Here is a 22,092-nt window from a genome sequence, read left to right on the forward strand (position 1 = left end):
TTACAGGCTCTCGTAGTGATCGGTGTAGCGCTGGCGGACGACGTTCTTCTGCACCTTGCCGGTCGAGGTTCGGGGCAGCTCGTCGGCGACGATCACCGACTTCGGCACCTTGTACCCGTCCAGCCGCTGCTTGACCGCGTCGATCACCGTGGCCGGGTCGACCGTGCGGCCCGGCTTGGCGAGCACCACCGCGGTGATCGCCTCACTCCACCGGGGATGCGGCAGCCCCACCACGACGACCTCGGCGACCCCGTCGTCGGCGGCGAACACGGCCAGCTCCACCTCGATCGACGCCACGTTCTCCCCACCGGTCTTGATCACGTCCTTGAACCGGTCGGCGAACCAGAGCACACCGTCGTCGTCGAACCGGCCCACATCGCCGGAGTGGAACCAGCCGTGCGCGAACGCCTCACCGGTGGCCTCGGGGTTGCGCAGGTAGCCGGTCATCGTGGACGGGCCGCGGTAGACGATCTCGCCCTGCTCACCGCTCGGCAGCAGCTCGCCGGCGGGGCCCATGATGCCGACCTGAACGTTCGTCACCGGGGTGCCCACCGCGCCCAGGTGCGAGAGCTGGTGCTCGGGGCGGAACAGCGTGGTCACCGGGCTCATCTCGGTCTGCCCGAAGAGCAGCGCGAAGTCGCAGCCGAAGGAGTCCAGGCACCGCCGGATCAGCGCCTCGGGCATCGCGGCCATCGCGTACGTGCACCGGCGCAGGCTGGACAGCTCGCGGCCGGCGAACGACGGGTGGTCCAGCATGGCCCGGTACATCATCGGCAGACCGAAGACCTGGGTGATCCGCTCGCGCTCGATGGTGTCCAGCAGCACCTCCGGGTCGAAGCCACGCAGCACGTGGATGCTCGCCCCGACGAGCACCGCCGGCGTGCAGAACGCGTTGAGCTGGGCGGTGTGGAACATCGGCATCATCGCCACGAACCGGTCCGCCCGGCTCCAGCCGCACTCCAGCGCGGAGGACATCGACTCCAGGTAGATGGCGAGCTGGCCGGCCACCACGCCCTTGGGGAACGAGGTGGTGCCGCTGGTGTAGAGGTAGCTGAGCGGGTCGCGGTCCTCGACGTAGTGCGCCGGCTCGGCCGCGTCGCCGTGCTCGAGCAGCTCGTCGAAGGTGCTCCAGCGCCGGTCGGCCGGCTCCTTGGACACTGCCGCACCCGCCCCGAGCGTGCCCGGGGTGACCACGATGTCGGCCACCTCCGCCACTTTCGCGATCGCCTCGGCCATGGTCCCGACCAGCTGGGACTCGACCGCGATCCCGCGCGAGCGGGAGTGGTCGAGCACGTAGGCCACCTCGTCCGGCCGCCAGCCGAGGTTGATCGGGACGCAGACCACACCGAGCTTGGCCGCCGCGAAGTAGATGGCCAGGAACTCCGCGCTGTTGCCGGAGGCGATGGCCAGCGCGTCCCCGCGCCGGTAACCCAGGCCGGCCAGCCCGCCGGTGACCCGGTTGACCAGCGCATTGAACTCGGCATACGTCCATCGCCGGTCGCCGTCCACGACGGCGGTCCGAGTCGGGTGCGCAGCCGAGGAGCGGGCCAGCGAGTCACCCACGTTGACCCGCTGGATGAGGTTCTCCGCCAGGGAGCCGTCCTGGTCAGCGGCCATGCCGACCTCCTCGCTCTAGTGACTGGCAATTCACTACCCGAAAGCTAGCGCAGCCCACCCGGCGCGGAAAGGGCACTCAGCACCGGATCAGAACCATCAGAGACTTCTCCGCTCCCTCACAGCATTGCCACAGGTTGCCGGCCGACAGTGGAACCCATGAGCGACACACCGGCAGGGACTCCAGCTCCGGCCGGCCCGACAGGCCCCGGTCCCCTACCGGGTGCGCTCGACGGCCGCGCCGAACAACCGGACGCCACCCCTGAGACCAACCAGCAGCAGAGCACTCCCGCGCAGCCGGACCCGGCACGGCGCGCCGATCAGTACGGCGTCGCACCGAACGGCTGGGCCCGCCACGGCCAGCCCTACGCCGGGCAGAACGGCACCCTGACGTACCCGGTCCAGAACGGCACCGCTACACAGCACGGCGCCGAGCAGAGCCCGTACGCCCCCATCCCGCACCAGGCCAACCCGTACGGCGTCGGCCCGTACCCCACACCCGGCTACGGCCAGCAACCCGGCCAGCCGCCCGCCGGGCAGGTACCTCCGCCCGGGCAGGTGCCACCGCCGGACGTCCCCCCGACCGCGGCGCTGCCGAGCGAACCGGCACCCAAACCGAAGCGCGGCCGCCGGGTGGCCAGCATGGTCGCGGTGGCGGTGCTCGCCGCGGCGGTCGGCGGCGGGGTCGGCGGCATCGTCGGTCACCAGACCTCGACCGTCGGCGTCAGCTCGCTCGGCACCCTCAACCAGCCGGTCCCGGCCGGCAGCGACCTGCCGCTCAGCCCCGTCACCCAGGTCGCCCAGAAGGTGCTCCCGAGCGTGGTGCAGCTGGAGGGCAACTCCGGTGAGGGATCCGGAGTGGTCCTGTCCGCCGACGGGCTGATCCTGACCAACGCGCACGTGCTCGCCGCCGCCCAGGGCGGACAGCTCACCGCGACGTTCCAGAACGGCTCCAGCGCTCCGGTGCAGGAGGTGGGCCAGGACACCCAGTCCGACATCGCGGTGGTCCGCGCCCAGGGAGTGTCCGGGCTGACCCCCATCCAGCTCGGCAACTCCGACACCCTGCAGGTCGGGCAACCGGTCGTGGCCGTCGGTACCCCGCTCGGCCTGGCCGGCACCGTGACCAGCGGCATCGTCAGCGCGCTGAACCGGCCGGTGGAGACCCAGGGCGAGCCCAGCCCGAGTCAGCAGCAGGGCCAGGGCGGACTCAGCGGGCTCGGTGGCCTCGGCGGGCTGAGCGGCCTGAGTGCCGCCCCGCAGCAGCAGACGCCCACCTCGGTGCTGGACGCGATCCAGACCGATGCCGCGATCAACCCGGGCAACTCGGGTGGTCCGCTGGTGGACATGCAGGGTCGCATCGTCGGGCTCAACTCCGCGATCGCCTCGCTCGGCTCCGGCGGGGGTGGGCAGAGCGGCTCGATCGGGCTCGGCTTCTCCATCCCGATCAACCAGGCCAAGCGCATCGCCGACGAGCTGATCGCCAGCGGGCACGCCACCCAGGCCCAACTCGGTGTCTCGGTGCGCGACTCGCAGCCGAACGGCGCCCAGCTGGTCAGCGTGGCACCCGGCTTGGCGGCCGCCAAGGCGGGTCTGCAGGCCGGTGACGTGGTGACCAAGGTCGGCAGCCAGCTGGTCGAGAACTCCGACGGGCTGGTCGCCGCGATCAACTCGGCCGACCCGGGCAGCAACGTGACCCTCACCGTCACGAGCGGCGCCGGCGCGCCGCACACCGTGCCGGTCACCCTGGGCAGCGTGCCCGCAAGCTAACGGACTATCTCCTGGCCAGACCCGGAGGGGAGCCCGGGTTCGGCAGCCGGGGTGGGGACCACGAGCCGTGGTCCCCACCCCGGTTTTTCTTACCCGCTCGATTTTTTGGCCGTAAGGTCGAGGCATGGGTATGAAGGTTCGGATCGGAATTGGCCCCATCCCCATCGACGGTCCGGAGGCTGATGTCGGCCCCGGGCTCGCGGAGCTCGTCGACGAGCTGGAGGCGCACCGGGTCGACTCGGTGTGGCTGTCCGACCTGGTCTCCTCCCGGCACAGCGTCGACCCCATGATCGGGCTGGCCTACGCGGCCGGCCGGACCGAGCGACTCAAGCTGGGCACCGGCGTGCTGGTGCTGCCCGGGCGCAACCCCGCCCTGGTTGCCGCGCAGCTGGCCGGGATGGCCGCGCTGGCCCCTGGGCGGGTGCTGCCGGCGTTCGGGGTCCGCCCGGCGCTGGAGTCCGACCGCACGATGTTCCCGGTGCCCGACGGCCGGCGTGCCGAGGTGTTCGAGGAGGCGCTGGCGGTGGTGCGGGCGCTGCTCACCGACCCGGTGGTCACCCACCACGGCGAGTTCTTCCAGCTCGACGAGGCTTCGGTGGGCCCGCTGCCCGCCAAGCCGCTGGACCTGTGGCTGGGCGGGCGGCTGCCGGTCGGGATGAGCCGGATCGGGCGGCTCGGGGACGGCTGGTTGGCCAGCTTCGTCACCCCGGACGAGGCGTTGCGGTGCCGGGCCCAGATCGAACAGGCGGCCACGGACGCCGGCAGGGAGATCGAGCAGGACCACTACGGCACGAACCTGCTGGTGGTTCCGGACGATCAGCTCGAGACCGCGGCACTGGACACCGCGCTGGTCCGGGCCAGGGCGCGGCGCAAGGATCTGGACCCGGAGCGGCTGATCTGCCGGGGTTGGGCCGCCGCCCGCGATGAGCTGCGCCGGTTCGTGGACGCCGGGCTGACCAAGTTCGTGGTCCGCCCGGCCACCGCCGTGGCCTCCCGCCGCACCTTCCTCGACCAGTTCACCACGGAGCTGATCCCCCTCCAGACCTGACCGCACCCCGCCGCCGGGCGAAACCCGAACCCGCGCCGAGATCGACACCGCGGTCGCGATCGGCCGCTTGAATTCACCCCGTCGCACACAGCCCTCCGGTCGATCTCGGCGACGGTTGGAGGCAGTCAGACCGCCTCGGTGAGGGGAAGGCGGACCTGAAACCTGGTGTTGCCGGGTTCGGACTCGACGGTCAGGTCGCCGTGGTGCCGAGTCACCACGACCCGCCAGCTCACGTCCAGCCCGAGCCCGGTGCCCTCGCCGACGCCCTTGGTGGTGAAGAACGGCTCGAACACCCGTTTGCGGATGTCCGGCGGGATGCCCGGGCCGGTGTCGCCGATCTCCACCAGCAGCCAGTCCTTGTCCCGCGCGGTCCGCACGGTCAACGTGCCGGCGCCGTCCATGGCCTGGAGGGCGTTGTCGATCACGTTCGTCCAGACCTGGTTCAGCTCCGCCGGGTAGGCCGGGATCTTGGGCAGCGACTTGTCGAACTCCTTGACCACGGACACGCCGCTCTTGGTCAGCTTGCCGCTGAACATGACCAGGGTGGCCTTCAGACCATCGTGTATGTCGATCATCTGGTAGGGCGCGCGGTCCATCTGGGAGTACTGCTTGGCCGCACCGACCAGCGCGGTGATCCGCGATGTCGAGTCGGTGATCTCGCGCAGCAGGCTCTCGGTCTCCACCGTGTAGGCCAGCCAGCGCAGCGCGCCGTCCAGCGGGGAGTCCCCAGCGATGGCAGAGGTCGCCGCACGGACCCGCTCCAGGTCGGCCACCCCCAGGCCGCCGGCGACGAACACCGGCGCAAGGTCCCAGCTGCCGGCCACCTCGTGATCGTCCAGCCAGTCGGACAGCTCGTCCTCCAGGTCACTGGCCGCCACCGCGGACAGCTCCGGAGCCGCCTCGTGCACCCGGTCGGCGAACTCCTCCTGCAGCCCGGTGAGCGCGAGCAACGCGTCCTTGTCCAGCTTGCCCTCGGCCAGCATGCCCAGTTTGTGCCGCATCCCGGTCACCCGGTCGCGCAGCGTGGCGGTGGCCCTGGCCGCCGCGGCCGCAGGGTTGTTCAGCTCGTGGGTGAGCCCGGCGGAGAGCTTGCCCAGCGCCAGCAGCCGCTCCCGCTGCCCGGTGATCGCCTGGCCCCGTCGGGTACCCAGCACCATGCCCTGCAGCAGGTGCACCGCCATCGGGAACCACTCGCGGAACGCCAGCGCCAGCTTGCCGGCCGGCAACGCCAACAGGCGCACGTCGGTGATGGCCCGCGCGCCGCCGGCGTAGCCGTTCTCCAGCGACTCCTCCAGGTAGAAGGTGATCGCGCCGAGGTACACGCCGATCTGATCGGTGCGCCCCGTCTCCACCCGGTCGCCGCCGATCGTCCGGCTCATCGCGATGGTTCCGGACAGCAGCACCCAGAAGCAGCGGGCCGGCTCACCCTCGGCGAACACCTCGGTGTCGGCACCGAACTCGACCACATCGCCGTTCTCGTCGACCCAGTCCAACTGCTCGTCGGTCAGGTCGGTGAACAGAAACAGCTCGCGGAGCTGCTCTTTCGTCAAATTCGCGCTCATGTCTACTGCTCTCCCAAGTACCGATGTACCAGGGTGACGGCCATGGCGCCCTCACCGACCGCGGACGCCACCCGTTTCACTGACGCGGCACGCACATCGCCGGCCACGAAAACGCCCGGCACGCTGGACTCCATGAAGTAGGGATCCCGTTCCAGCGCCCAGCCGGGTGGACGTTGGTCCTCCCGGATCAGGTCGGGCCCGGTCTGCAGGAATCCGTACGAGTCACGCATCAGTACGCCCTCCAGCCACTCGGTGCGCGGCGCGGCGCCGATGAAGACGAACAGGTAGGGGCTGTCCACCGACTCGGTGCCACCGTCGCGCGTGTTGCGCAGGGTCAGCCGCTCCAGGTGATCATCACCGTGCACCTCGGCGACCTCCGTGTGGGTGCGCACAATGATGTTGTCGATCTGGTCGAGCTGCTGGATCAGGTAGTGCGACATGGACGACTGCAGCGACTCGCCGCGGATGAGGATCACCACCCGCTTGGCGTGGCGGGAGAAGAACACCGCGGCCTGCCCGGCGGAGTTCGCCCCACCGACGATGTAGACGTCCTGCCCGGCACAGGCCGGCGCCTCGGTGACCGCCGAGCCGTAGTACACCCCGCGGCCGGTCAACTCGGTCACCCCGGGCGCCTCGAGCTGGCGGTAGGCGACGCCGGTGGCCAGCACGACGGAGTGCGCCACGATCTCGGTGCCGTCGCCGAAGTGCACCACCCGGGCCGACCCGCGCGCCTCCAACTTGGTCACCTCGCGGGCGGACAGCGTCTCGGCGCCGAACTTCCGGGCCTGGCGCCGCGCCCGCTCGGTGAGCTGAGCGCCGGACACCCCGTCCGGGAAGCCCAGGTAGTTCTCGATCCGCGAGCTCTGCCCGGCCTGCCCGCCGGTGGCCTGGCGCTCCACCAGCACGGTGCGCAGTCCCTCGGAAGCGCCGTAGACCGCCGCGCCCAGCCCGGCCGGACCGGCGCCGACGACAACCAGGTCGTAGAACTCGGAAGCCGGCTCGGTGGACAGGCCGACCGCGCCGGCGATCTCGGTGTCGGACGGCTTGCACAGCGTCACACCGTCCGGGGTGATCACCACCGGCACGTCGTCCGCGCAGGCGCCGGCCGCCTCGAGCAGCCGAAGCCCCTCCGCGTCCTCGACGCTGAAGTACCGGTAGGGCACGGCGTTGCGGGCGAGGAAGTCCCTCGCCAGGAAGGACGGCGCGGACCAGCGGTGCCCGATCACCTTGGTCTCCTGCACGGCGCTGTCGCCGGTGGCCCGCCAGGTCTCGATCAGGGCGTCCACGACCGGGTAGAGCTTCTCCTCCGGCGGGTCCCACGGCTTGAGCAGGTAGTGGTCGACGTCGACCACGTTGATCGCCTGGATCGCCGCGTCGGTGTCGGCGTACGCGGTGAGCAGCGCGCGGCGGGCCCTGGGGAACAGGTCCATCGCCTGTTCCAGGAACTCGATGCCGTTCATCTGCGGCATCCGGTAGTCGGCGAGCATCGCGGCGACCACGTCCCCACGCAGCTTGAGCTCGCGCAACGCGTCCAACGCATCCATCGCGGAGTCCGCCCGCAGAATGCGGAACTCCTCGCCGTAGCGCCGCCTAAGGTCGCGCGCAACCGCCCGGGACACCCCCGGGTCGTCGTCCACGGTCAGCAGAACCGGCTTCCCCATGCATACATCCTCGCCCGAGAAGGCCGCGATGGCGAACCCCCGTTTCGGACGTCGCCAATCTGGTACCTCACCGGGCCTGATAGCCCTGGTCAGCGCGTCGGGGCAGGCCACCGACGGCGCCGCCGGCGACCCGTCGTACCCGTTGGTCGACTTTTACGCCTACGATGGTCCGCATGGGTGCCATGAGTCCGACCCACTGGCTCGTCCTGGTCGTGGTGGTCGTGATCCTGTTCGGGGCGAAGAAGCTGCCCGAGGCCGCCCGCGGTCTGGGCCGCTCGGCTCGAATCCTCAAGTCCGAGGTCAGTGGACTGCATGAGGACGAGGCGAAGAAGGCCGAGCCGAAGCCGACTCCGGACGCATAGCCGACCGGCCACTTCCGGTCACCCGGCGCGCGGTTCGACGACGGCCGCGCGGCGGCTCGCGGTCTAAGCGGGGTCGGCTGCCGACCGGTCGGAGAGTTCGGCCAGGTCACCGGTGTGGTTGGCGCCTTCGCGGTGACCTTCGCCCCAGGCCCGGTTCGCCACGAACCGCAGCGCGGTCTCTACATCCAGATGACCGTATTCAAGGTCATCGAGCGCCAGTCCGACGAGTGCTTGGACGATCCGATCCTGTCGATCGGAACCCGGGAGCGACTGTGTTTCGAGCATGCCGGATTGACTACCCGAAAACGCCGCGCCAGAAACGCAGTGCGTAGCCGCGCCCGAATCTGGGTAAAGGAAAGCCATCCCCGGCTCCTGGTCGATGAGGAGCCCGAGGTGGCCGCACTACCCAACCGCGGTGAGGACTCCCCAATGCACGAGGTGCTCATCGCCGACCTGAACGCGCCGTCGTTGGCCCGCCGGGCGCTCGACTCATGGCTGCGTGCGCTCCCGTTGACCAGGGCCGAGCGACACGACCTGCTCCTGGCCACCAGCGAGGCCGTCGCGAACGTGGTGGACCACGCCTACCCGGCGGACCACGACGGGGCCGAGGTCACCGTGCTCGCCGAACTCAAACACCGGTCCGAGGACGACACCAGCCGCGTGGTCATCACGGTGACCGACGCCGGTTGCTGGCGCCCGATCCCCGCCGAGCGCGACGGCCGGGGGCGGGGCCTCCAGATGATGCGCGCCTGCACCGACTCCCTCCGCATCGAGACGACGACGGCCGGCACCCAGGTCACGATGGTCAGCCGACCGATCTGACATGCCCGTGGCAAACGCCGAGGTCGACGTATTGATCGTCGGTGGTGGGCCGGTCGGACTCACCGCCCGAGCGCTACTGGATCGCTGGGGCGTGTCCACACTGCTGGTCGAGAAACACCGCGAGCTGTCACCGTTTCCCCGGTCCCGGCTGGTCAACGTGCGCTCGATGGAGATCTTTCGCCAGCTCGGGCTCGCCGCCACGATCGCGGCCCGCGCATTCGCACCGGAATTTGGCCGCATCCGCTTCCGCCGCCACGGCCGGGTCCTGCTGGCCGGCGATGCCGCGCACGCGATCCCGCCCTCCGGCGGTCTGGGCATGAACGTCGGCCTCGCCGATGTGCACAACCTGTGCTGGAAACTAGCGGGCGTCCTGCACGGGTGGGCCGGACCAGGCCTGTTGGAGACCTACGATGCGGAACGACAGCCCGTCGCCCAGCGGAATCTCCGCCAAGCGGTGGCCAACAGCCAACTGATGCACCAAGCGCAGAATCGGCGCCACGAACAGCTCCAAGCCGGCGAAACAGCCCCGGCCCAGATCGAACTGCCCTGGTCGGACCGGTACTTCGCCCAACTCGGGCTCGTGCTCGGCGTCGCCTACCACTCAGACGCCCTGCTCACCAACGGCAGCACCCCACCCGAGCTGTCCGACCCAGGCACGGACTATGTCCCCACCGCGCAGCCGAACCACCGCATGCCACACCTCTGGCTCAAGGACAACCACTCCACGCTCGACACCCACGGCGAATGGTTCACCCTGCTCACGCCGGACCCCACCCAATGGGAGCGACAGTCCGCCGCACCATGGCCGCTACACATCGAGGCCCTGCCCAGCGAGCACACCGACCTGTGCTGCCTCGGCCCACACGGAGCGCTACTCATCCGACCGGACGGCCACATCAGCGCCCGCTGGACCGACCGCCCACCCAGCGACTCCGTCCTCCACCACGCCCTCACCACAATCACCCGCCGCCCGCCCAGCGAGCGATGGCCAGCTAGTTCACCTTCCGGGCTACGGTGCCTCAAATGCGGGTAACACGGATCACAGCGAATCTCCCGGTGGACGATGTGGACGCCGCGCGTTCCTTCTACACGGACTTTCTCGGCCTCGACGTTGGCTTCGACCTGGGCTGGGTGGCCAGGTTTCAGGTGCCAGACAACGACGCGGTCGGTGTGCAGCTCGTGGTGAAAGATGCGACAGCGTCGACCGACTCTCACATCTCGGTTGGAGTGTCCGACGTCCACGAGGCTTACGAGCTGGCGGTACAGCGGGGGTACGAGATCGTTCATCCGCTGACCACGGAGTCTTGGGGGGTGACGCGCTTCTTCGTCCGAACGCCACAAGGTGCGGTAGTCAATGTTGCCGGGCACGACTAGATCATCGAGCGGCTACCTGGTCCTCGGTCACCTCGACGACATGAGGAGGACGACGATGGCCGTTGCCAAGCTGGCTGTGGCCCAGCCGATCAGGAGCACCTCGGTCCGGCCGTTGGGCACGATGTCCTTTCCCCCGATGCGACGGATTGCTTTGATCTGTTGTCCCCGCCTGCGACCGAGCTGAAGGACGAGTAACGCCAGCAGCACCGCCGTGACGGCCAGGAGGGTTCCTCCGACCGCGAGGGGTCCGCCCTGCCGGAGCAGCGGGATCGCGCCGCTGGCAAGGCAGCCGATTGCGCTGCGCTGCCAGGACAATTGGGTTCGTTCGGCTTGCAGTCCGGGCTTGCCCGGGAGTTGACCAGGCACGTCATGGCCCCATCGGCGCCGGGACGAGGAGCACGACGAGCACCAGGATCGTCACGGCCAGCAGGGCGCCGCCGAGCAGTACCGGAAGCCGGGTTGATGGCAGCTCGGCATCGCGGCGCATCGCGGCCTGTACTCGTTGCCAGCGCCGGACTGCCAGTGCCGCCAGAAGACCGCCTCCCGCGGTGAGCAACACGCCGAGGGCGTGTCGCCCTCCCGGGATTCCGAACGCCGGAACGAGCTGGACGACGGCGACACCACCGGCGATCAGCGCGAGCGCGGTGCGGATCCAGGCTAGGAAGGTCCGCTCGTTGGCCAGCGTGAAGCGGTAGTCCGGCTCCTGCTCTTCGCCGCTCGGCTCGGGTTGTCGTTTCAGATCGGCCGGGTTCATGAGCGCACAGAGCCTCGAGCGCGCCGGATGCGCCGGCGGGTCTCGCTTACTCGACCACGACGCGCCGGGGATTCGACGTGCACGGGATGCGCCAGTACCGATTGGTGCAGATAACCCAGCTCATTCCAGGTCGAGGAGTCTGGTTGAGTGTTGCCCTGGTCATCGGTGGCGCGAACCCGGAGCGTGTGTTCGCCGGGTTCTGGATTCCAGCGAAACTGCCAGCGCACCCAGATCCCCGGCGTGACCGGCGAAGTGATCAGCGCGTCCTGCCAGAGACCGTCGTCGACCCGGTACTGGACCGCAGCGACCCGGTTCTCTCCGGCGAACGCTCGTCCTCGGATCATCCGCGGTTCCGGCCGTAGCCGCGCCGGCCAGGGCAGCTCCACCAGACTGGTCACCGGGAGCGCGGTGATTGCCGGGCCACGTGCGGGCTTGTGCGCGGGAAAGTCCGGGCCGATCAGCACGTAGTCCTCGGTGTTCCAGGGCACGTAGAGGGGATCTTCAGACACTTCGATCCGACCCAGCCACTTGATGCTGGCCGCGCCGAGCCACCCGGACACGACAAGGCGAGCCGGGAATCCATGATCAGCCGGGAGCACTTCGCCATTCATGGCCAATGCGACCAGGGTGTCGTCGGCACACGCCTTGGCCAGCGGCACCGGCAGGCGGGCACGGATCTCGTCGAGCCCTTCTGACATGACCTCGCATGCACCGGGTGTGATTCCGGCCGGTTCGAGCAGGTCGCGCAGCCGCACGCCGGTCCACTCAGCGGTACCGATCGCACCGCGCCCCCATTGAGTGCCCTGGAACGTGCGCCCGACTTCCTCACCTAACAACACCCGCCGGTTACCCGCACACTCAATCGTGCGAACCACGGAAACCAGCGGAAAGCGATTCCATAGATCGTCGTAGGTGTAGGCGATCGGTTCGTGTACCCCATTGCCCTCGACGTGGAGTGTCCACGTCGCCGCATCCAAGTGCGGAGTGGGCGCGTGGCTGCGGGTGTAGAAGCGATCGGTCGGGGTGAGATGGCCCGGCATGCGGTCTGGCCGGGTGCCGTAGTCCAGGCCCGTACCGGCGTCCTCCATCAGCTCCGCGGGAGTGGCTTTGACGAGTTTGCGGCCGGTGCGGTCGGTTGCGGATGTAGCCGCCGCCGTGGTCTGGGCGCTCACCGATGTGGTCATAAGACCACTGTGTGCGTCGTTACCGAGATCGAGTAGACGCCATTGCCGATGGATGCATAACCTGGGCTTATGGCTCGGCCCTGTCGGGTCGGCGAGCTGGTGCGCCGGGCCGCGACTCTTCGTCGCGGGGTCGGGCTTCGGGACCCATCCCCCGAGGATGGCGGCCGACGATGAGGATCAGCCGTCGGCGCTGCGCAGTGTGATGGTCAACAAGTCGCGGGCCGGGCCCTGCAGATCGTGCCCGGCCGGCCAGATCGCGCGCAGCCGCCGGGTGAGATCCAGACCGGGCACGGCCAGTCGCACCAGGGTTCCGGCGGTCAGTTCCGCCGTGACCGCGCGCACGCTGAGCACCGCGGGGCCGATCCCTCCCATCACGGCCGCCTTGATCGCCGTGGTCGAGGACACCTCGAGGATCGGCTCGGCCAGGTCGACGCCGAGCAGTTCGCGCATCGCCTGTTCCCATGCCAGCCGGGTGCCGGAGCCCGGTTCCCGGCTGATCAGCGGTGTCGTGGCCAACTGCGCGGCACGCACACGCCGCCGCCGCGCCCACGCGTGGGATGGCGCGACGACGACCGCCAACTCGTCGCGCGCAACTTCACGAGCCTGCACTCCCCCAGGCACCTTCGGTCCCTCGATGAACCCGATCTCGGCCTCCCCGGCGAGCACCTGTCTGGCGACCTCGGCGGAGTTCCCGCAACTGAGCGCGGTCACCGTGTCCGGATCGGCCGCTCGCAACGCGATCAACCACCGGGGCAACAGGTACTCGGCCACGGTAAGGCTGGCGGCGATCCGCAGATGTGTGTGCCGGTCCACCCGCACAGCCGCGATCCCGGCTTCGAGATCGGCGGCCCGGTCCACCACCGGCTGAGCCCAACCCGCCACCAACTCACCGACGGTCGTCAGCCGCGCACCTCGGGCCTCCCGCTCCAGCAGGCGAACGCCGAGGTGGTGCTCCAGCTGCCGCAACCGCGCGCTCGCGGCAGGCTGGGACATCTGGTGCGCGGCTGCCGCGCGCCCGATGCTGCCCAGCTTGGCCACGCTCAACAGCAGATCAAAGCTGGTCAGATCGCTGACCCGAGACGGCAGCGGCATAGCCACAGCTTATGTGTCCACGGACAGCCGCACAGGACTCCACAGGGCTCTGCGCTTGTGAGCTCTGACTTACGCGGCCAGAGATCGAGGACCCCGTCAAAAGTGGCGGGTCAAGTGGGGTGTGGATCTTGGCGGTCGGCCAGCTAACCGGCCCTGACCTGGACTTTTGGCTCCTCCGACTGGACTCGAACCAGTAACCCTGCGATTAACAGTCGCATGCTCTGCCAATTGAGCTACGGAGGATCGCTCGTGGCCGGCCGGGTCTCCCGTCCAGCGGTGACAACCTTAGCGCACGCCCAGAACGCCGCCGCGGGCACTCCCGCGGTGGACCGGGACTGCGCAACGGCGGCCGGCCGCGGCAGGATGGGCGGAACCCAACCCCTTGGAGGAAGCCTCGATGATCCCGTTCATGCTTGGCGCGGCGGTCGGATACGTACTGGGTACGCGCGCCGGCCGAGAGCGCTACGAGCAACTGGCTCGTACCTACCGGCGGGTCGCCGACCACCCCGCTGTGCAAGGAGCCGCGGGCATCGCGAAGGCAAAGGTCGTGGACACGGTGAGCGCGGCCAGCGGGGGCCGCAGGGAGCCGTTCAACAGCGCCAACGGGCACGGGGACTCCACGCGCTGACCCCGGCACCGGCCGGGCGGCCGCTCGGTCAGCCGCCGGCGCGGGCCACCACGAAGATCCGCCGGAACGGGAACCAGGTGGTGCCGTCCGACCGGGCCGGGTAGGCGGTCCGCAGCCGGGGGGCCAGCTCGGCCCGGAACCGGTCCCACTCCGTGTCGTCCAGCGCGGCCCGCACCGGGCGCAGCGCCGTGCCGGTCATCCAGGTCAGCACCGGGTCGGTACCGGTCAACCGGTGCAGGTACGTGGTCTCCCAGGCGTCCACCTCGGCGCCGAGGTCGGCCACCGAGTCGGCGTACTCGGTCGGCGTTGACACCGCCAGTTCGTCGCGGACGGTCACCCTGCCGCGCCACGCCGGCTCCGCCAGCAACTCACGCAGCAGCGCGTGCGAGGGCGCGTTGAAGTTGCCGGGTACCTGCATCGCGAACCAGCCGTTCTTGGGCATCCCGGCCACCCAGCTCACCAACAGCTCGGCGTGCTCCGGCACCCACTGCAGGACCGCGTTGGTCACCACCACGTCGTCGGTCTCGCCGGGGTGCCAGTCCCGCACGTCGGCCACCCGCGCCGCCACCCCACGCGCCTGGGCGTCGGCCACCATCTCCGGTGAGGAATCCAGCGCGTCCAGCTCTGCGTCCGGCCAGCGGGCCGCCAGCAGTCCGGTGAGGTGGCCGGGCCCGCAGCCCAGGTCCACCACCCGGCGCGGTTCGGTGGCACCGATGCGTGCCACCAGGTCGTGGAACGGCCGTGACCGGTCGTCGTCGAAGGTCAGGTACACCGTGGGATCCCAGGCCATTGACTGATCGTATTCAGCCCCCGGCAGCGGCGCAGCGCCCTAGTCCCGCGCCTGTCTCAGCTTGCCGGCCACCTCGGTGGCGACCCGCCGGACCGCGGCGAGATCGGTGCCCGGATCGGCCCGGACCTGCAGCAGCAGCCCGTCCCGACCGGGCACGCTGCGCTGCACGAACCAGGCGCCGCCGCCGGGCAGCTCACGGTGGTGCCGGTACCTGATCGAGGACTCCACCCGCTTGTACACCGCTTCCGGCACGCCGCCGGGCTCGGCCAGCCGCAGCCGCCGGGGCGGCAGGTCACGCAGCAGCACCACCTCGCCGGTGCTGTCGAACTCCTCGGCCTCGACCACGGTCAGCGTGCCGTCGGACCAGGTGGCCTTGCTGACCAGCTGCCAGCCGATCCGCCGCCCGTCCGGCAGCCACACCCCGTACGAGGTGACCACCAGGTGGCCACCGCCGACCATCTCCGCGACGGCCAGCACGCGCTCCTCGGCGTCCAGCCGACCAGCGAACCCGTCCGGCAGCTGCTCGCCGCCGAGCAGTCGTCGCCAACGCGGCAACCGACTCACAGCGAGCCCAGCGAGCGCACCCGCAATGCCTGGCGGTACTGCTCCAGAGCCACCAGGTCGCCGAACAGCGCGTGGTACTCCTCCGCGTCGCTGACCGGCGAGGTGCGTTGCAGCCGGGACTTCAGCTCGGCGACCTGCCGTTCCACCATGGCGCCCTGCAGCCCGGCCAGCACGCTGCCGACGTAGCGGGGGGCGCCGTCGTGCTTAGTGGCCATCCGCAGCGGCTCCACGGCCAGCTCGGTGAGCAGCGAGCGCAGCGTGGCCTGGCACTGTGCGCCGATGGCCTCGAGCCACGTGGTGCCCTCCAGGCCGGCCGCGGTGCCACCGGCAGCCCGGATGCCCTGGTGCACGGCCACGTACGCGGGGTGGGTGAAGCTCTCCTCGGGGAGCTCGTCGTAGGCCGGGCCGGCCACCCCGGGCACCTGCAGCGCCGCCTTGAGTGCCTCGCGCTGCAGCCGCAGCTTCGGGTCGTCCGGGGCCGGGCGCACCACCCCGTTCGCCGCGCCGTTCGGTGATCCGGTGACCGAGCCGGTCTCGCTCGCCGCGCCGGTGCGCAGGACCACCTTCGGCCGCTCGGTCGGCACGCCGGCGGTCTCCCGGACCCGCTGCACCACCGTCGCCTCTTCGGACCAGCCCACCCAGCCGGCCAGCCGGCGGGCGTACCCGTCCCGCAGCGACCGGTCCTTGATCTGGGCCACCAGCGGAACGGTCCGGCGCAGCGCGCTGACCTGCCCCTCCGTGGTGTCCAGGTCGTAGTCGCGGAGCAGGCTGCGGATGGCGAACTCGAACAGCGGCTCCCGCCGGGCCACCAGGTCCCGGACGGCGGTGTCACCGGAGCGCTGCCGCAGCTCGCACGGGTCGAGCCGGTCCGGGGCGATCGCCACGAAGGTCTGCCCGACGAACTGCTGCTCCCCTTCGAACGCCTTCAGCGCGGCGGCCTGACCGGCGTCGTCACCGTCGAACAGGTAGATCATCTCGCCGAGGTCGAACGAGTCGTCGCCGATGAGCCGGCGCAGCACCGACACGTGCTCGCTGCCGAACGCGGTGCCGCAGGAGGCCACCGCGGTGGTCACTCCGGCCTGGTGCATGGCCATCACGTCGGTGTAGCCCTCGACCACCACGACCTGGCGGCGCCGGGCGATCTCCCGCTTGGCCAGGTCGAGCCCGAACAGCACGTGTGTCTTGCGGTAGACCGGCGAGTCGGCGGTGTTGAGGTACTTCGCCTCGATCGGGTCGTCGTCGAAGAGCCGGCGCGCGCCGAAGCCGACCACTTCGCCGCCGAGGTCGCGGATCGGCCAGAGCAGCCGGCGGCGGAACCGGTCGATCGGGCCCCGGCGACCCTCTTTGGACAGCCCGGCCTTGTACAGCTCCTCGAGGTTGAAGCCGGCGGCCAGCAGGTGTTTGGTCAGCCCGTCCCACTCCGAGGGGGCGAAGCCGCAACCGAAGTACTGGGCCGACGCCGCGTCGAACCCCCGGCCGGTCAGGAACTGGATCGCCGGCGCCGCCTCCGGGGTGTGCAGCCGCTCGACGTAGAACTCGGCGGCCCGCCGGTTCGCCTCCAGCAACCGGGTGCGGGTGCCCTTCTCCCGCTGGACCGAGGCGCCGCCGCCCTCGTAGGTCAGCCGCACGCCGACCTGGTCGGCCAGCCGCTCGACGGCCTCGACAAAACCAAGGTGCTCGATCTTCATCACGAAGTCGATCACGCTGCCGCCCTCGCCACAGCCGAAGCAGTGGAAGGTGCCGTGCGTCGGGCGGACGTTGAACGAGGGCGACTTCTCGTCGTGGAACGGGCACAGGCCCTTCAGTGAGCCGGCGCCCGCGCGGCGCAGCGCCACGTACTCGCCGACGACCTCATCGATCCGAGCGCGCTCGCGGACCTGGGCGATGTCCGCGTCCCTGATCCGACCAGCCACGGCCCGAGTCTATGCCGGTGCCCTGACGGCTCCGCCGCGACCGGTCAGGCCCCGAGGACCAGGCAGAACGGGTGGCCGGCGGGATCGAGGTACACCCGCCACGTCTTACCCGGCTGCATCTCGGCCTTGCGGGCGCCGATCTCGAGCACCCGCCGCTCGCCCTCGTCCAGGTCGGGCACCTCGAAGTCCAGGTGCAGTTGCTGCGCGCGCTCGTCACCCGGCCAGGTCGGCGGCCGATGGCCCGGCACGCGCTGGAACGCGATCGCCGTCGCGCCGGCGCCGGGGCGCAGCTGCACCCAGTCATCGTCCTGCTCGCCGGGGTCCACCGGCCAACCGGTGAGGTCGGTGTAGAACCGGGCCAGGGCAGTTGGGTCCGGACAGTCGAGCGCGACCACGCTCAGCCGGGCGATCGGGGTCATGACAGCACCGTAGCGACGGCCACCCACTATTCCGAGCCAGTTCCGAGCCAGTTCCGAGCGAAGAGACCGCTCGCCGTACGACCCCGGCAGACAGTCCGTACGTACGATCCGTCCACCGCGCCGACCGGCGAGCTCGGCGCGACGCCCTCGACCGTTTGCCGGTACGACATCACGGGGCGGTAACGTCAGCGGCGTGTCGATAGCGTCCGACATCGAGGAACACCGCGCTCATCTGGTCAGCGTGGGCTACCGGATGACCGGCAGCCTCGCCGACGCCGAGGACGCGGTGCAGGACGCGTGGCTGCGGTTGAACCGGCTCAGCGACGCCGAGCGCGCCGAGATCAGGGATCCGCGTGGCTGGCTGACCACCGTGGTCGGCCGGCTCTGCCTGGACCGGCTGCGCTCGGCCAGCGCGCGCCGGGAGAGCTACGTCGGCCCGTGGCTGCCCGAGCCGGTGGTCTCCACCGCCGCCGAGGACGACCCGCTCGCGGTACTGGTCCGCGACGAGGAGGTCCGGATGGCCGCCATGGTCGTGCTGGACCAGCTCACCCCGCCGCAGCGGGTGGCGTTCGTGCTGCACGACGCGCTGGCACTGCCCTTCGAGGAGATCGCCCAGGTACTCGACTGCTCGACGGCGACGGCCCGCCAGCACGCCTCGCGGGCCCGCCGAGCCGTCGCCGCGACGCAGCCGCCGCCCCGGGCCGCCGCCGCCGAGCAGATGCGGCTGCTCGGTGCGGTCGCCGAGGCGTTGGCCCGCGGCGACATCCAGGGGCTGGTCGCACTGCTGCACCCGGACGCGGTGCTGATCAACGACAGCGGCGGCATGACGCCGGCGGCCCGGCGCGTCATCCACGGTGCGGAGAAGGTGGCCCGGCTGCTGCTCGGCCTCACCAACCGCTACGGCGGCGACCTGCTCGCCGGCTGGTCACCGGTGCTCGTCAACGGCGAGCAGGGCTACCGCTCCGGCGGCGGGCGGGGCGGCGCTCCCGAGTCGGTGTCCGTCTTCAGCGTCCAGGACGGCCGGATCGCGGCGATCTACACGGTGCTCAACCCCGCGAAGCTGGCCGCCGCGCTGGACCGGCCCCGGCGCTAGGTCTGTACCGGCGGTGTCGGCCGCGACGCCAACGTCGGGAAGCGCGACTGGGCGCCGCGCAGCAGAGCATGCATTGTTCAGGACCCTCCCGGTGAGGCTGCGCCTCGGACCGCCGAGGTGGTGGCTGAGCTGGGCATTCCGCTGAGCGACTTGATTTGTTGGTATCGGGCTGGGGCTCGGTCTGTGGTCGGGGTGGGGCTGCGGCAGTCACTGTCGGTGACGGGCCGATGACTCGGGCCGCAGACTCGGAGGGGGACTGCATCGAGGTCGACGTGAGTCTGGTTCTCTGCGAAAATTTCCGGACTGGCGTTGGTCTCGGTGACAAGGGACGCGCCAGTCGCACCAGGGTCGGGGCACCGGGCTGCCCGGTCGGTGACGCGGCGTCACCCCCCCAACACCCACCACCCGCTGCGCCGAAGTCCGAGGATCCCTAGTGTCCCGCGCCGGAAATTCGTGTGATAAGTCCGGTGATTCAGATGGTGGCTGGCAAGGCGCCGCCCGCAGCTCATACCGGGCGTATCCGCCAGGGCGGCAACGCCGCCAGGCGCCGTCTGGGCGACGGAATTATTGCGCAGATTTCCGGCGCGGGGCACTAGGTCGGCGACCCCGTCTGTGCCGGCGGTGTCGGTCGCAGCGGTATGGGCACCCGGCAGGCCTCGCCCGAGGTGAAGCCCTGGTCGGTAAGGCCGAGTGCGTGGTTGAACCGGGCGCGTTGGTCCTCCAGCGCGATCACCTGGGTCAACTCGATCGTCCCGGCCCGGCCGAACCGCTCGACGAGTTGCTCGACCAGCTCGTCGGTCACCGCCATCGGCTGGGCGCACATCGCATCGGCATAGCCCAGCGCCAGCCGCTCGTCCCCGGTGAACAGCGGGCTGCGCCGGTACCGGTCGATGTCGGTGAGCCGGTCGATGTCCAAGCCCTGGTGGCGTTGCAGCATGGTGCCGAAGTCCACGCACCAGGAGCAGCCCACGTTGGTCGCCACCCGGTAGACCGCCAGGTCACGCACGCTCGCCGGCAGGACGCGCGCGGCCCGCTCGTACGCCACCTCCGCGACGAGGGTGGCCCAGAACAGCTTGCGGTGCCGGCGCACCACGGCGAACGGCTCGGGCACCGCACCGAAGCGGCGCTTGGCGTACCGGTACACCAGGCGGCCGAGCAGGCCGGCCTCCCCGGCCGGCACGGCGGGAACACGGGTCATCGTGTCCTCCTCGACTCGACTATCACGCCTCGGACGGAACGGGCCCGCCGGATGTGACAGCCCGGGAACAACTCCCGTCAGCCGGGCGGGGCCAACGCCCGCGTACAACTCGCCGGTCCGCACCCCGGGCCGCCCGTCCCGGGCCTCGTTCCGGACCGCACCCACCGCGCAGAACGCGCCAAGCACCGAGTCGGCGGGGTGCACAGCCGGGCGTCCACCGACCTCACCCCGTCCGCCGGCCGCACCTCCGCCGCGCCTCGGGACCGGGGCCGCCCGATCGGGGAAAACCGATGGCGTCAACTCTTGACCTCAAGTGCGGTTCAGGGAGCAACCTTTACCCATGAGCAGCCGCATCGAGCGCACAGTGCCCACCGGGACGGGTTGGGACGTCGAGCTCGTCGACGTGGGCGAGTACCTGGCGCGCGTCGAGCACCCCCGGCTGCCACCCACCGCCGACGCACTGCGGTCGCTGCACGAGGCGCACGTGCGCACCATCCCGTTCGAGAACGTCGACGTCGTGCTCGGCGCCCATCGGGGCATCGGGCTGCAGGCGGTCACCGACAAGCTCGTCCGCCGCCGGCGGGGTGGCTACTGCTTCGAGCACGCGCTGCTGTTCGCCGCGGTCGCGGAGCAGCTCGGCTACGGGGTGTCCCGGCTGATCTCCCGGGTGCAGCCGCACCGCGTCGGCCCGCGCACGCACATGTCGCTGAAGGTGCGCGCGGACGGCAGTGACTACCTGGTTGACGTCGGCTTCGGCTCCGGCCTGCTCAGCACGATGCCGCTGCGCGACGGGACCGTCGCCGACCAGGCCGGCTGGAAGCACCGGCTGACCCGCCACGACCGGACCTGGACGCTGGCCAAGCAGACCGCGCAGGGCTGGGAACCCCAGCACGCGTTCGACGAGAACGACGAACAGCGCCCGATCGACTACGAGGTGGCCCACCACTACGTGTGCACCCACCCCAGCTCGCCGTTCACCCACCAGCTCATCGTGATGCGCCTCGAGCCGGGTCTGGGCCGCCGGCTGATCGGCAACACACTCACGGTCGAGCACGCGGACGGCCGCCTCGAGCAGACACCGGTGCCACTGGAGCAGCTGGAGGACACCCTGCGCTCACTGGACGTGGTGCTGGACCGGGGCGAGATGGCCGAGCTGCGGGCCCGGCTCAGCCAGCACCCGGAGCACGCCTGAGCGGCTCCCCCCAGCTCAGCCCGCCGCTCAGCCCCCAGCTCAGCCCACTGTGACGGGGCGCCCGAGGAACCGGGCCGCGTTGCCGCCGAGCAGCTGGGCCCGGGCCGGCTCGGTGAGGAAGGGCGCGCCGCGGACCAGCTGGCCGACCGGCCGCTCCCCGAGCGGGTACGGGTAGTCGCTGCCGAGCATCACCCGGTCCACACCGACGGTGTCGACCAGCAGCCGCAGCGCCGGCTCGGCGAAGACCACGGTGTCCACGCTGAACCGGTCGAGGTAGTGCGACGGCGGGTACTCCGAGGTGCCGACCAGGTCCGGGCGGCGGTGCCAGGCGTTGTCCATCCGGCCCACCCAGAACGGGAACGAGCCGCCGCCGTGCGCGAAGCAGATCCGCAGTGACTCCGGCACCTGGTCGAACACCCCGCCGAGCACCAGCGCCAGGATGGACAGGTGCGACTCGGCGGGCATGCCGGTGAGCCACTGCGCCATCCACCGGTTCAGCCGGGGCGAGCTCGGCATGTCCCACGGGTGCACCAGCACCGGCGCGCCGACCCGGGCGCAGTGCTGCAGGAACGTCACGATGCCGGCGTCGTCCAGGTCGCGGTCCCCGACGTGGTTGCCGATCTCCACCCCGAGGTGGCCGGCGGCGAGGCAGCGGTCCAGCTCGGCGCAGGCCAGGTCGGGGTCCTGCAGCGGCACCTGGCACAGCGGCCAGAACCGGTCCGGCGCCGGGGCGCAGATCTCCAGCGCCAGGTCGTTGAAGATCCGGGCCACCTTGAGCGCCTGATCGCCGGGGCGGGTGTAGCTGAAGAACACCGGCGTCGGGGACACCACCTGCACGTCCACCCCGTCGGCGTCCATGTCGGCCAGCCGGGTCTCGGCGTCCCAGCAGTTGGCCTCGATCCGGCGGAACTCCGTCGACCGGATCATGATGGTGACGTCGCGCTCGGACTCCAGCCGGGGCCACGGCCAGTCCTCGCCGGGCCCGGCGGCCGCCGACAGGTCCGGCCAGCTCCTCGGCACGTAGTGGGTGTGCACATCGATCGTGCTCATCGGCG

The 22,092-nt window shown here is 70.7% G+C and carries 23 protein-coding genes and 1 tRNA gene; 9 read left to right on the plus strand and 15 right to left on the minus strand.

Translation table 11 applies throughout. From position 1 onward, the window contains the following. A complete protein-coding gene (locus ACTXG6_RS41765; RefSeq protein ID WP_445184828.1) occupies positions 1 to 1,617 on the minus strand; it encodes an AMP-binding protein in 1,617 nt (538 codons plus the stop codon). A gap of 156 nt (positions 1,618 to 1,773) precedes the next feature. Here ACTXG6_RS41765 and ACTXG6_RS41770 point away from each other — a divergent pair, with 156 nt between their 5' ends. Further along, entirely contained in the window at positions 1,774 to 3,381 is a 1,608-nt protein-coding gene (locus ACTXG6_RS41770; protein ID WP_445184829.1) for a S1C family serine protease, read from the plus strand. Between the two features lie 124 nt (positions 3,382 to 3,505). Next, positions 3,506 to 4,429, plus strand: a complete 924-nt coding sequence (locus ACTXG6_RS41775; RefSeq protein WP_445184830.1) for a TIGR03854 family LLM class F420-dependent oxidoreductase — start codon at positions 3,506 to 3,508, stop codon at positions 4,427 to 4,429. A gap of 125 nt (positions 4,430 to 4,554) precedes the next feature. Here ACTXG6_RS41775 and ACTXG6_RS41780 read toward each other — a convergent pair whose 3' ends face one another. Together ACTXG6_RS41780 and ACTXG6_RS41785 are read right to left on the minus strand one after the other, a co-directional pair. After that, positions 4,555 to 5,991, minus strand: coding sequence for an ATP-binding protein (locus ACTXG6_RS41780; RefSeq protein WP_445184831.1), 1,437 nt, complete (start codon positions 5,989 to 5,991; stop codon positions 4,555 to 4,557). Positions 5,992 to 5,993: 2 nt separating this feature from the next. Next, the gene (locus ACTXG6_RS41785) at positions 5,994 to 7,652 is read right to left on the minus strand and encodes an FAD-dependent oxidoreductase (RefSeq protein WP_445184832.1); all 1,659 of its coding nucleotides are present in this window, start codon (positions 7,650 to 7,652) and stop codon (positions 5,994 to 5,996) included. 173 nt (positions 7,653 to 7,825) lie between these two features. On the opposite strand from ACTXG6_RS41785, the gene tatA reads away from it, so the two are divergent. Then, complete coding sequence (tatA, locus tag ACTXG6_RS41790; RefSeq protein ID WP_445184833.1) at positions 7,826 to 8,014, plus strand: Sec-independent protein translocase subunit TatA; 189 nt, start codon at positions 7,826 to 7,828, stop codon at positions 8,012 to 8,014. 63 nt (positions 8,015 to 8,077) lie between these two features. Here the strand turns inward: tatA and ACTXG6_RS41795 are convergent, their stop codons facing one another. Beyond that, positions 8,078 to 8,377, minus strand: coding sequence for a hypothetical protein (locus tag ACTXG6_RS41795; protein ID WP_445184834.1), 300 nt, complete (start codon positions 8,375 to 8,377; stop codon positions 8,078 to 8,080). 30 nt (positions 8,378 to 8,407) lie between these two features. Here ACTXG6_RS41795 and ACTXG6_RS41800 point away from each other — a divergent pair, with 30 nt between their 5' ends. From ACTXG6_RS41800 to ACTXG6_RS41810, 3 genes are read left to right on the plus strand one after another with little or no spacing between them, the layout of a single operon-like run. Then, the gene (locus tag ACTXG6_RS41800; protein WP_445184835.1) at positions 8,408 to 8,836 is read left to right on the plus strand and encodes an ATP-binding protein; all 429 of its coding nucleotides are present in this window, start codon (positions 8,408 to 8,410) and stop codon (positions 8,834 to 8,836) included. Position 8,837: 1 nt separating this feature from the next. Beyond that, positions 8,838 to 9,869: an FAD-dependent monooxygenase gene (locus ACTXG6_RS41805; RefSeq protein ID WP_445184836.1), complete on the plus strand. Its 1,032-nt coding sequence runs from the start codon at positions 8,838 to 8,840 to the stop codon at positions 9,867 to 9,869. Beyond that, positions 9,860 to 10,210: a VOC family protein gene (locus tag ACTXG6_RS41810; RefSeq protein WP_445184837.1), complete on the plus strand. Its 351-nt coding sequence runs from the start codon at positions 9,860 to 9,862 to the stop codon at positions 10,208 to 10,210. The genes ACTXG6_RS41805 and ACTXG6_RS41810 overlap by 10 nt, the downstream gene beginning before the upstream one ends. A 27-nt stretch (positions 10,211 to 10,237) precedes the next feature. Here ACTXG6_RS41810 and ACTXG6_RS41815 read toward each other — a convergent pair whose 3' ends face one another. The 5 genes from ACTXG6_RS41815 to ACTXG6_RS41835 all read right to left on the minus strand — a co-directional run bounded on the left by ACTXG6_RS41815 (position 10,238) and on the right by ACTXG6_RS41835 (position 13,483). Continuing rightward, positions 10,238 to 10,576 (minus strand): DUF202 domain-containing protein, encoded by a 339-nt coding sequence (locus ACTXG6_RS41815; RefSeq protein WP_445184838.1) that lies wholly within the window; start codon positions 10,574 to 10,576, stop codon positions 10,238 to 10,240. A 1-nt stretch (position 10,577) separates the two neighbouring features. Further along, positions 10,578 to 10,964, minus strand: coding sequence for a YidH family protein (locus ACTXG6_RS41820; protein ID WP_445184839.1), 387 nt, complete (start codon positions 10,962 to 10,964; stop codon positions 10,578 to 10,580). Further along, positions 10,961 to 12,148, minus strand: coding sequence for a sulfite oxidase (locus ACTXG6_RS41825; protein ID WP_445184840.1), 1,188 nt, complete (start codon positions 12,146 to 12,148; stop codon positions 10,961 to 10,963). The genes ACTXG6_RS41820 and ACTXG6_RS41825 overlap by 4 nt, the downstream gene beginning before the upstream one ends. 177 nt (positions 12,149 to 12,325) lie before the next feature. Further along, on the minus strand, positions 12,326 to 13,240 hold the full coding sequence (locus ACTXG6_RS41830) for a LysR family transcriptional regulator (protein WP_445184841.1): 915 nt from the start codon (positions 13,238 to 13,240) through the stop codon (positions 12,326 to 12,328). Between the two features lie 167 nt (positions 13,241 to 13,407). Beyond that, positions 13,408 to 13,483: transfer RNA gene (locus ACTXG6_RS41835), tRNA-Asn, on the minus strand. A gap of 154 nt (positions 13,484 to 13,637) precedes the next feature. On the opposite strand from ACTXG6_RS41835, the gene ACTXG6_RS41840 reads away from it, so the two are divergent. Beyond that, entirely contained in the window at positions 13,638 to 13,868 is a 231-nt protein-coding gene (locus ACTXG6_RS41840; RefSeq protein WP_445184842.1) for a hypothetical protein, read from the plus strand. A gap of 28 nt (positions 13,869 to 13,896) precedes the next feature. Here ACTXG6_RS41840 and ACTXG6_RS41845 read toward each other — a convergent pair whose 3' ends face one another. From ACTXG6_RS41845 to ACTXG6_RS41860, 4 genes are read right to left on the minus strand one after another with little or no spacing between them, the layout of a single operon-like run. Next, the gene (locus ACTXG6_RS41845) at positions 13,897 to 14,658 is read right to left on the minus strand and encodes a trans-aconitate 2-methyltransferase (RefSeq protein WP_445184843.1); all 762 of its coding nucleotides are present in this window, start codon (positions 14,656 to 14,658) and stop codon (positions 13,897 to 13,899) included. A gap of 39 nt (positions 14,659 to 14,697) precedes the next feature. Beyond that, positions 14,698 to 15,222, minus strand: coding sequence for a hypothetical protein (locus ACTXG6_RS41850; protein ID WP_445184844.1), 525 nt, complete (start codon positions 15,220 to 15,222; stop codon positions 14,698 to 14,700). Beyond that, positions 15,219 to 17,135 carry a DNA primase gene (gene dnaG, locus ACTXG6_RS41855; protein ID WP_445184845.1) on the minus strand — a complete coding sequence of 639 codons (1,917 nt, stop codon included), beginning with the start codon at positions 17,133 to 17,135 and terminating at the stop codon, positions 15,219 to 15,221. The genes ACTXG6_RS41850 and dnaG overlap by 4 nt, the downstream gene beginning before the upstream one ends. A 44-nt stretch (positions 17,136 to 17,179) precedes the next feature. Further along, a complete protein-coding gene (locus ACTXG6_RS41860) occupies positions 17,180 to 17,554 on the minus strand; it encodes a VOC family protein (protein ID WP_445184846.1) in 375 nt (124 codons plus the stop codon). A 193-nt stretch (positions 17,555 to 17,747) separates the two neighbouring features. Between ACTXG6_RS41860 and sigJ the strand changes: the two genes are divergently transcribed. Further along, a complete protein-coding gene (sigJ, locus tag ACTXG6_RS41865) occupies positions 17,748 to 18,647 on the plus strand; it encodes an RNA polymerase sigma factor SigJ (RefSeq protein WP_445184847.1) in 900 nt (299 codons plus the stop codon). A gap of 592 nt (positions 18,648 to 19,239) precedes the next feature. On the opposite strand, the gene ACTXG6_RS41870 is transcribed toward sigJ, so the two are convergent. Next, a complete protein-coding gene (locus tag ACTXG6_RS41870) occupies positions 19,240 to 19,845 on the minus strand; it encodes a carboxymuconolactone decarboxylase family protein (RefSeq protein WP_445184848.1) in 606 nt (201 codons plus the stop codon). Positions 19,846 to 20,185: 340 nt separating this feature from the next. Here ACTXG6_RS41870 and ACTXG6_RS41875 point away from each other — a divergent pair, with 340 nt between their 5' ends. Then, positions 20,186 to 21,037 carry an arylamine N-acetyltransferase family protein gene (locus tag ACTXG6_RS41875; protein ID WP_445184849.1) on the plus strand — a complete coding sequence of 284 codons (852 nt, stop codon included), beginning with the start codon at positions 20,186 to 20,188 and terminating at the stop codon, positions 21,035 to 21,037. 39 nt (positions 21,038 to 21,076) lie between these two features. Here the strand turns inward: ACTXG6_RS41875 and ACTXG6_RS41880 are convergent, their stop codons facing one another. Continuing rightward, on the minus strand, positions 21,077 to 22,087 hold the full coding sequence (locus tag ACTXG6_RS41880; RefSeq protein WP_445184850.1) for an amidohydrolase family protein: 1,011 nt from the start codon (positions 22,085 to 22,087) through the stop codon (positions 21,077 to 21,079). Positions 22,088 to 22,092: the final 5 nt, after the last annotated feature.

This window comes from Pseudonocardia sp. Cha107L01 (genome assembly GCF_052566575.1).

Bases quoted from the DNA above. Each gene is read 5' to 3' on its own strand.
- ACTXG6_RS41810 (WP_445184837.1), top strand. From the start codon at position 9,860: ATGCGGGTAACACGGATCACAGCGAATCTCCCGGTGGACGATGTGGAC.
- ACTXG6_RS41805 (WP_445184836.1), top strand. From the start codon at position 8,838: ATGCCCGTGGCAAACGCCGAGGTCGACGTATTGATCGTCGGTGGTGGG.
- ACTXG6_RS41765 (WP_445184828.1), bottom strand. From the start codon at position 1,617: ATGGCCGCTGACCAGGACGGCTCCCTGGCGGAGAACCTCATCCAGCGG.
- ACTXG6_RS41775 (WP_445184830.1), top strand. From the start codon at position 3,506: ATGGGTATGAAGGTTCGGATCGGAATTGGCCCCATCCCCATCGACGGT.
- ACTXG6_RS41795 (WP_445184834.1), bottom strand. From the start codon at position 8,377: ATGGCTTTCCTTTACCCAGATTCGGGCGCGGCTACGCACTGCGTTTCT.
- ACTXG6_RS41830 (WP_445184841.1), bottom strand. From the start codon at position 13,240: ATGCCGCTGCCGTCTCGGGTCAGCGATCTGACCAGCTTTGATCTGCTG.
- ACTXG6_RS41880 (WP_445184850.1), bottom strand. From the start codon at position 22,087: ATGAGCACGATCGATGTGCACACCCACTACGTGCCGAGGAGCTGGCCG.
- ACTXG6_RS41770 (WP_445184829.1), top strand. From the start codon at position 1,774: ATGAGCGACACACCGGCAGGGACTCCAGCTCCGGCCGGCCCGACAGGC.
- ACTXG6_RS41820 (WP_445184839.1), bottom strand. From the start codon at position 10,964: ATGAACCCGGCCGATCTGAAACGACAACCCGAGCCGAGCGGCGAAGAG.
- tatA (WP_445184833.1), top strand. From the start codon at position 7,826: ATGGGTGCCATGAGTCCGACCCACTGGCTCGTCCTGGTCGTGGTGGTC.
- ACTXG6_RS41785 (WP_445184832.1), bottom strand. From the start codon at position 7,652: ATGGGGAAGCCGGTTCTGCTGACCGTGGACGACGACCCGGGGGTGTCC.
- ACTXG6_RS41860 (WP_445184846.1), bottom strand. From the start codon at position 17,554: ATGACCCCGATCGCCCGGCTGAGCGTGGTCGCGCTCGACTGTCCGGAC.
- ACTXG6_RS41870 (WP_445184848.1), bottom strand. From the start codon at position 19,845: ATGACCCGTGTTCCCGCCGTGCCGGCCGGGGAGGCCGGCCTGCTCGGC.
- ACTXG6_RS41780 (WP_445184831.1), bottom strand. From the start codon at position 5,991: ATGAGCGCGAATTTGACGAAAGAGCAGCTCCGCGAGCTGTTTCTGTTC.
- ACTXG6_RS41845 (WP_445184843.1), bottom strand. From the start codon at position 14,658: ATGGCCTGGGATCCCACGGTGTACCTGACCTTCGACGACGACCGGTCA.
- ACTXG6_RS41825 (WP_445184840.1), bottom strand. From the start codon at position 12,148: ATGACCACATCGGTGAGCGCCCAGACCACGGCGGCGGCTACATCCGCA.
- ACTXG6_RS41840 (WP_445184842.1), top strand. From the start codon at position 13,638: ATGATCCCGTTCATGCTTGGCGCGGCGGTCGGATACGTACTGGGTACG.
- ACTXG6_RS41875 (WP_445184849.1), top strand. From the start codon at position 20,186: ATGAGCAGCCGCATCGAGCGCACAGTGCCCACCGGGACGGGTTGGGAC.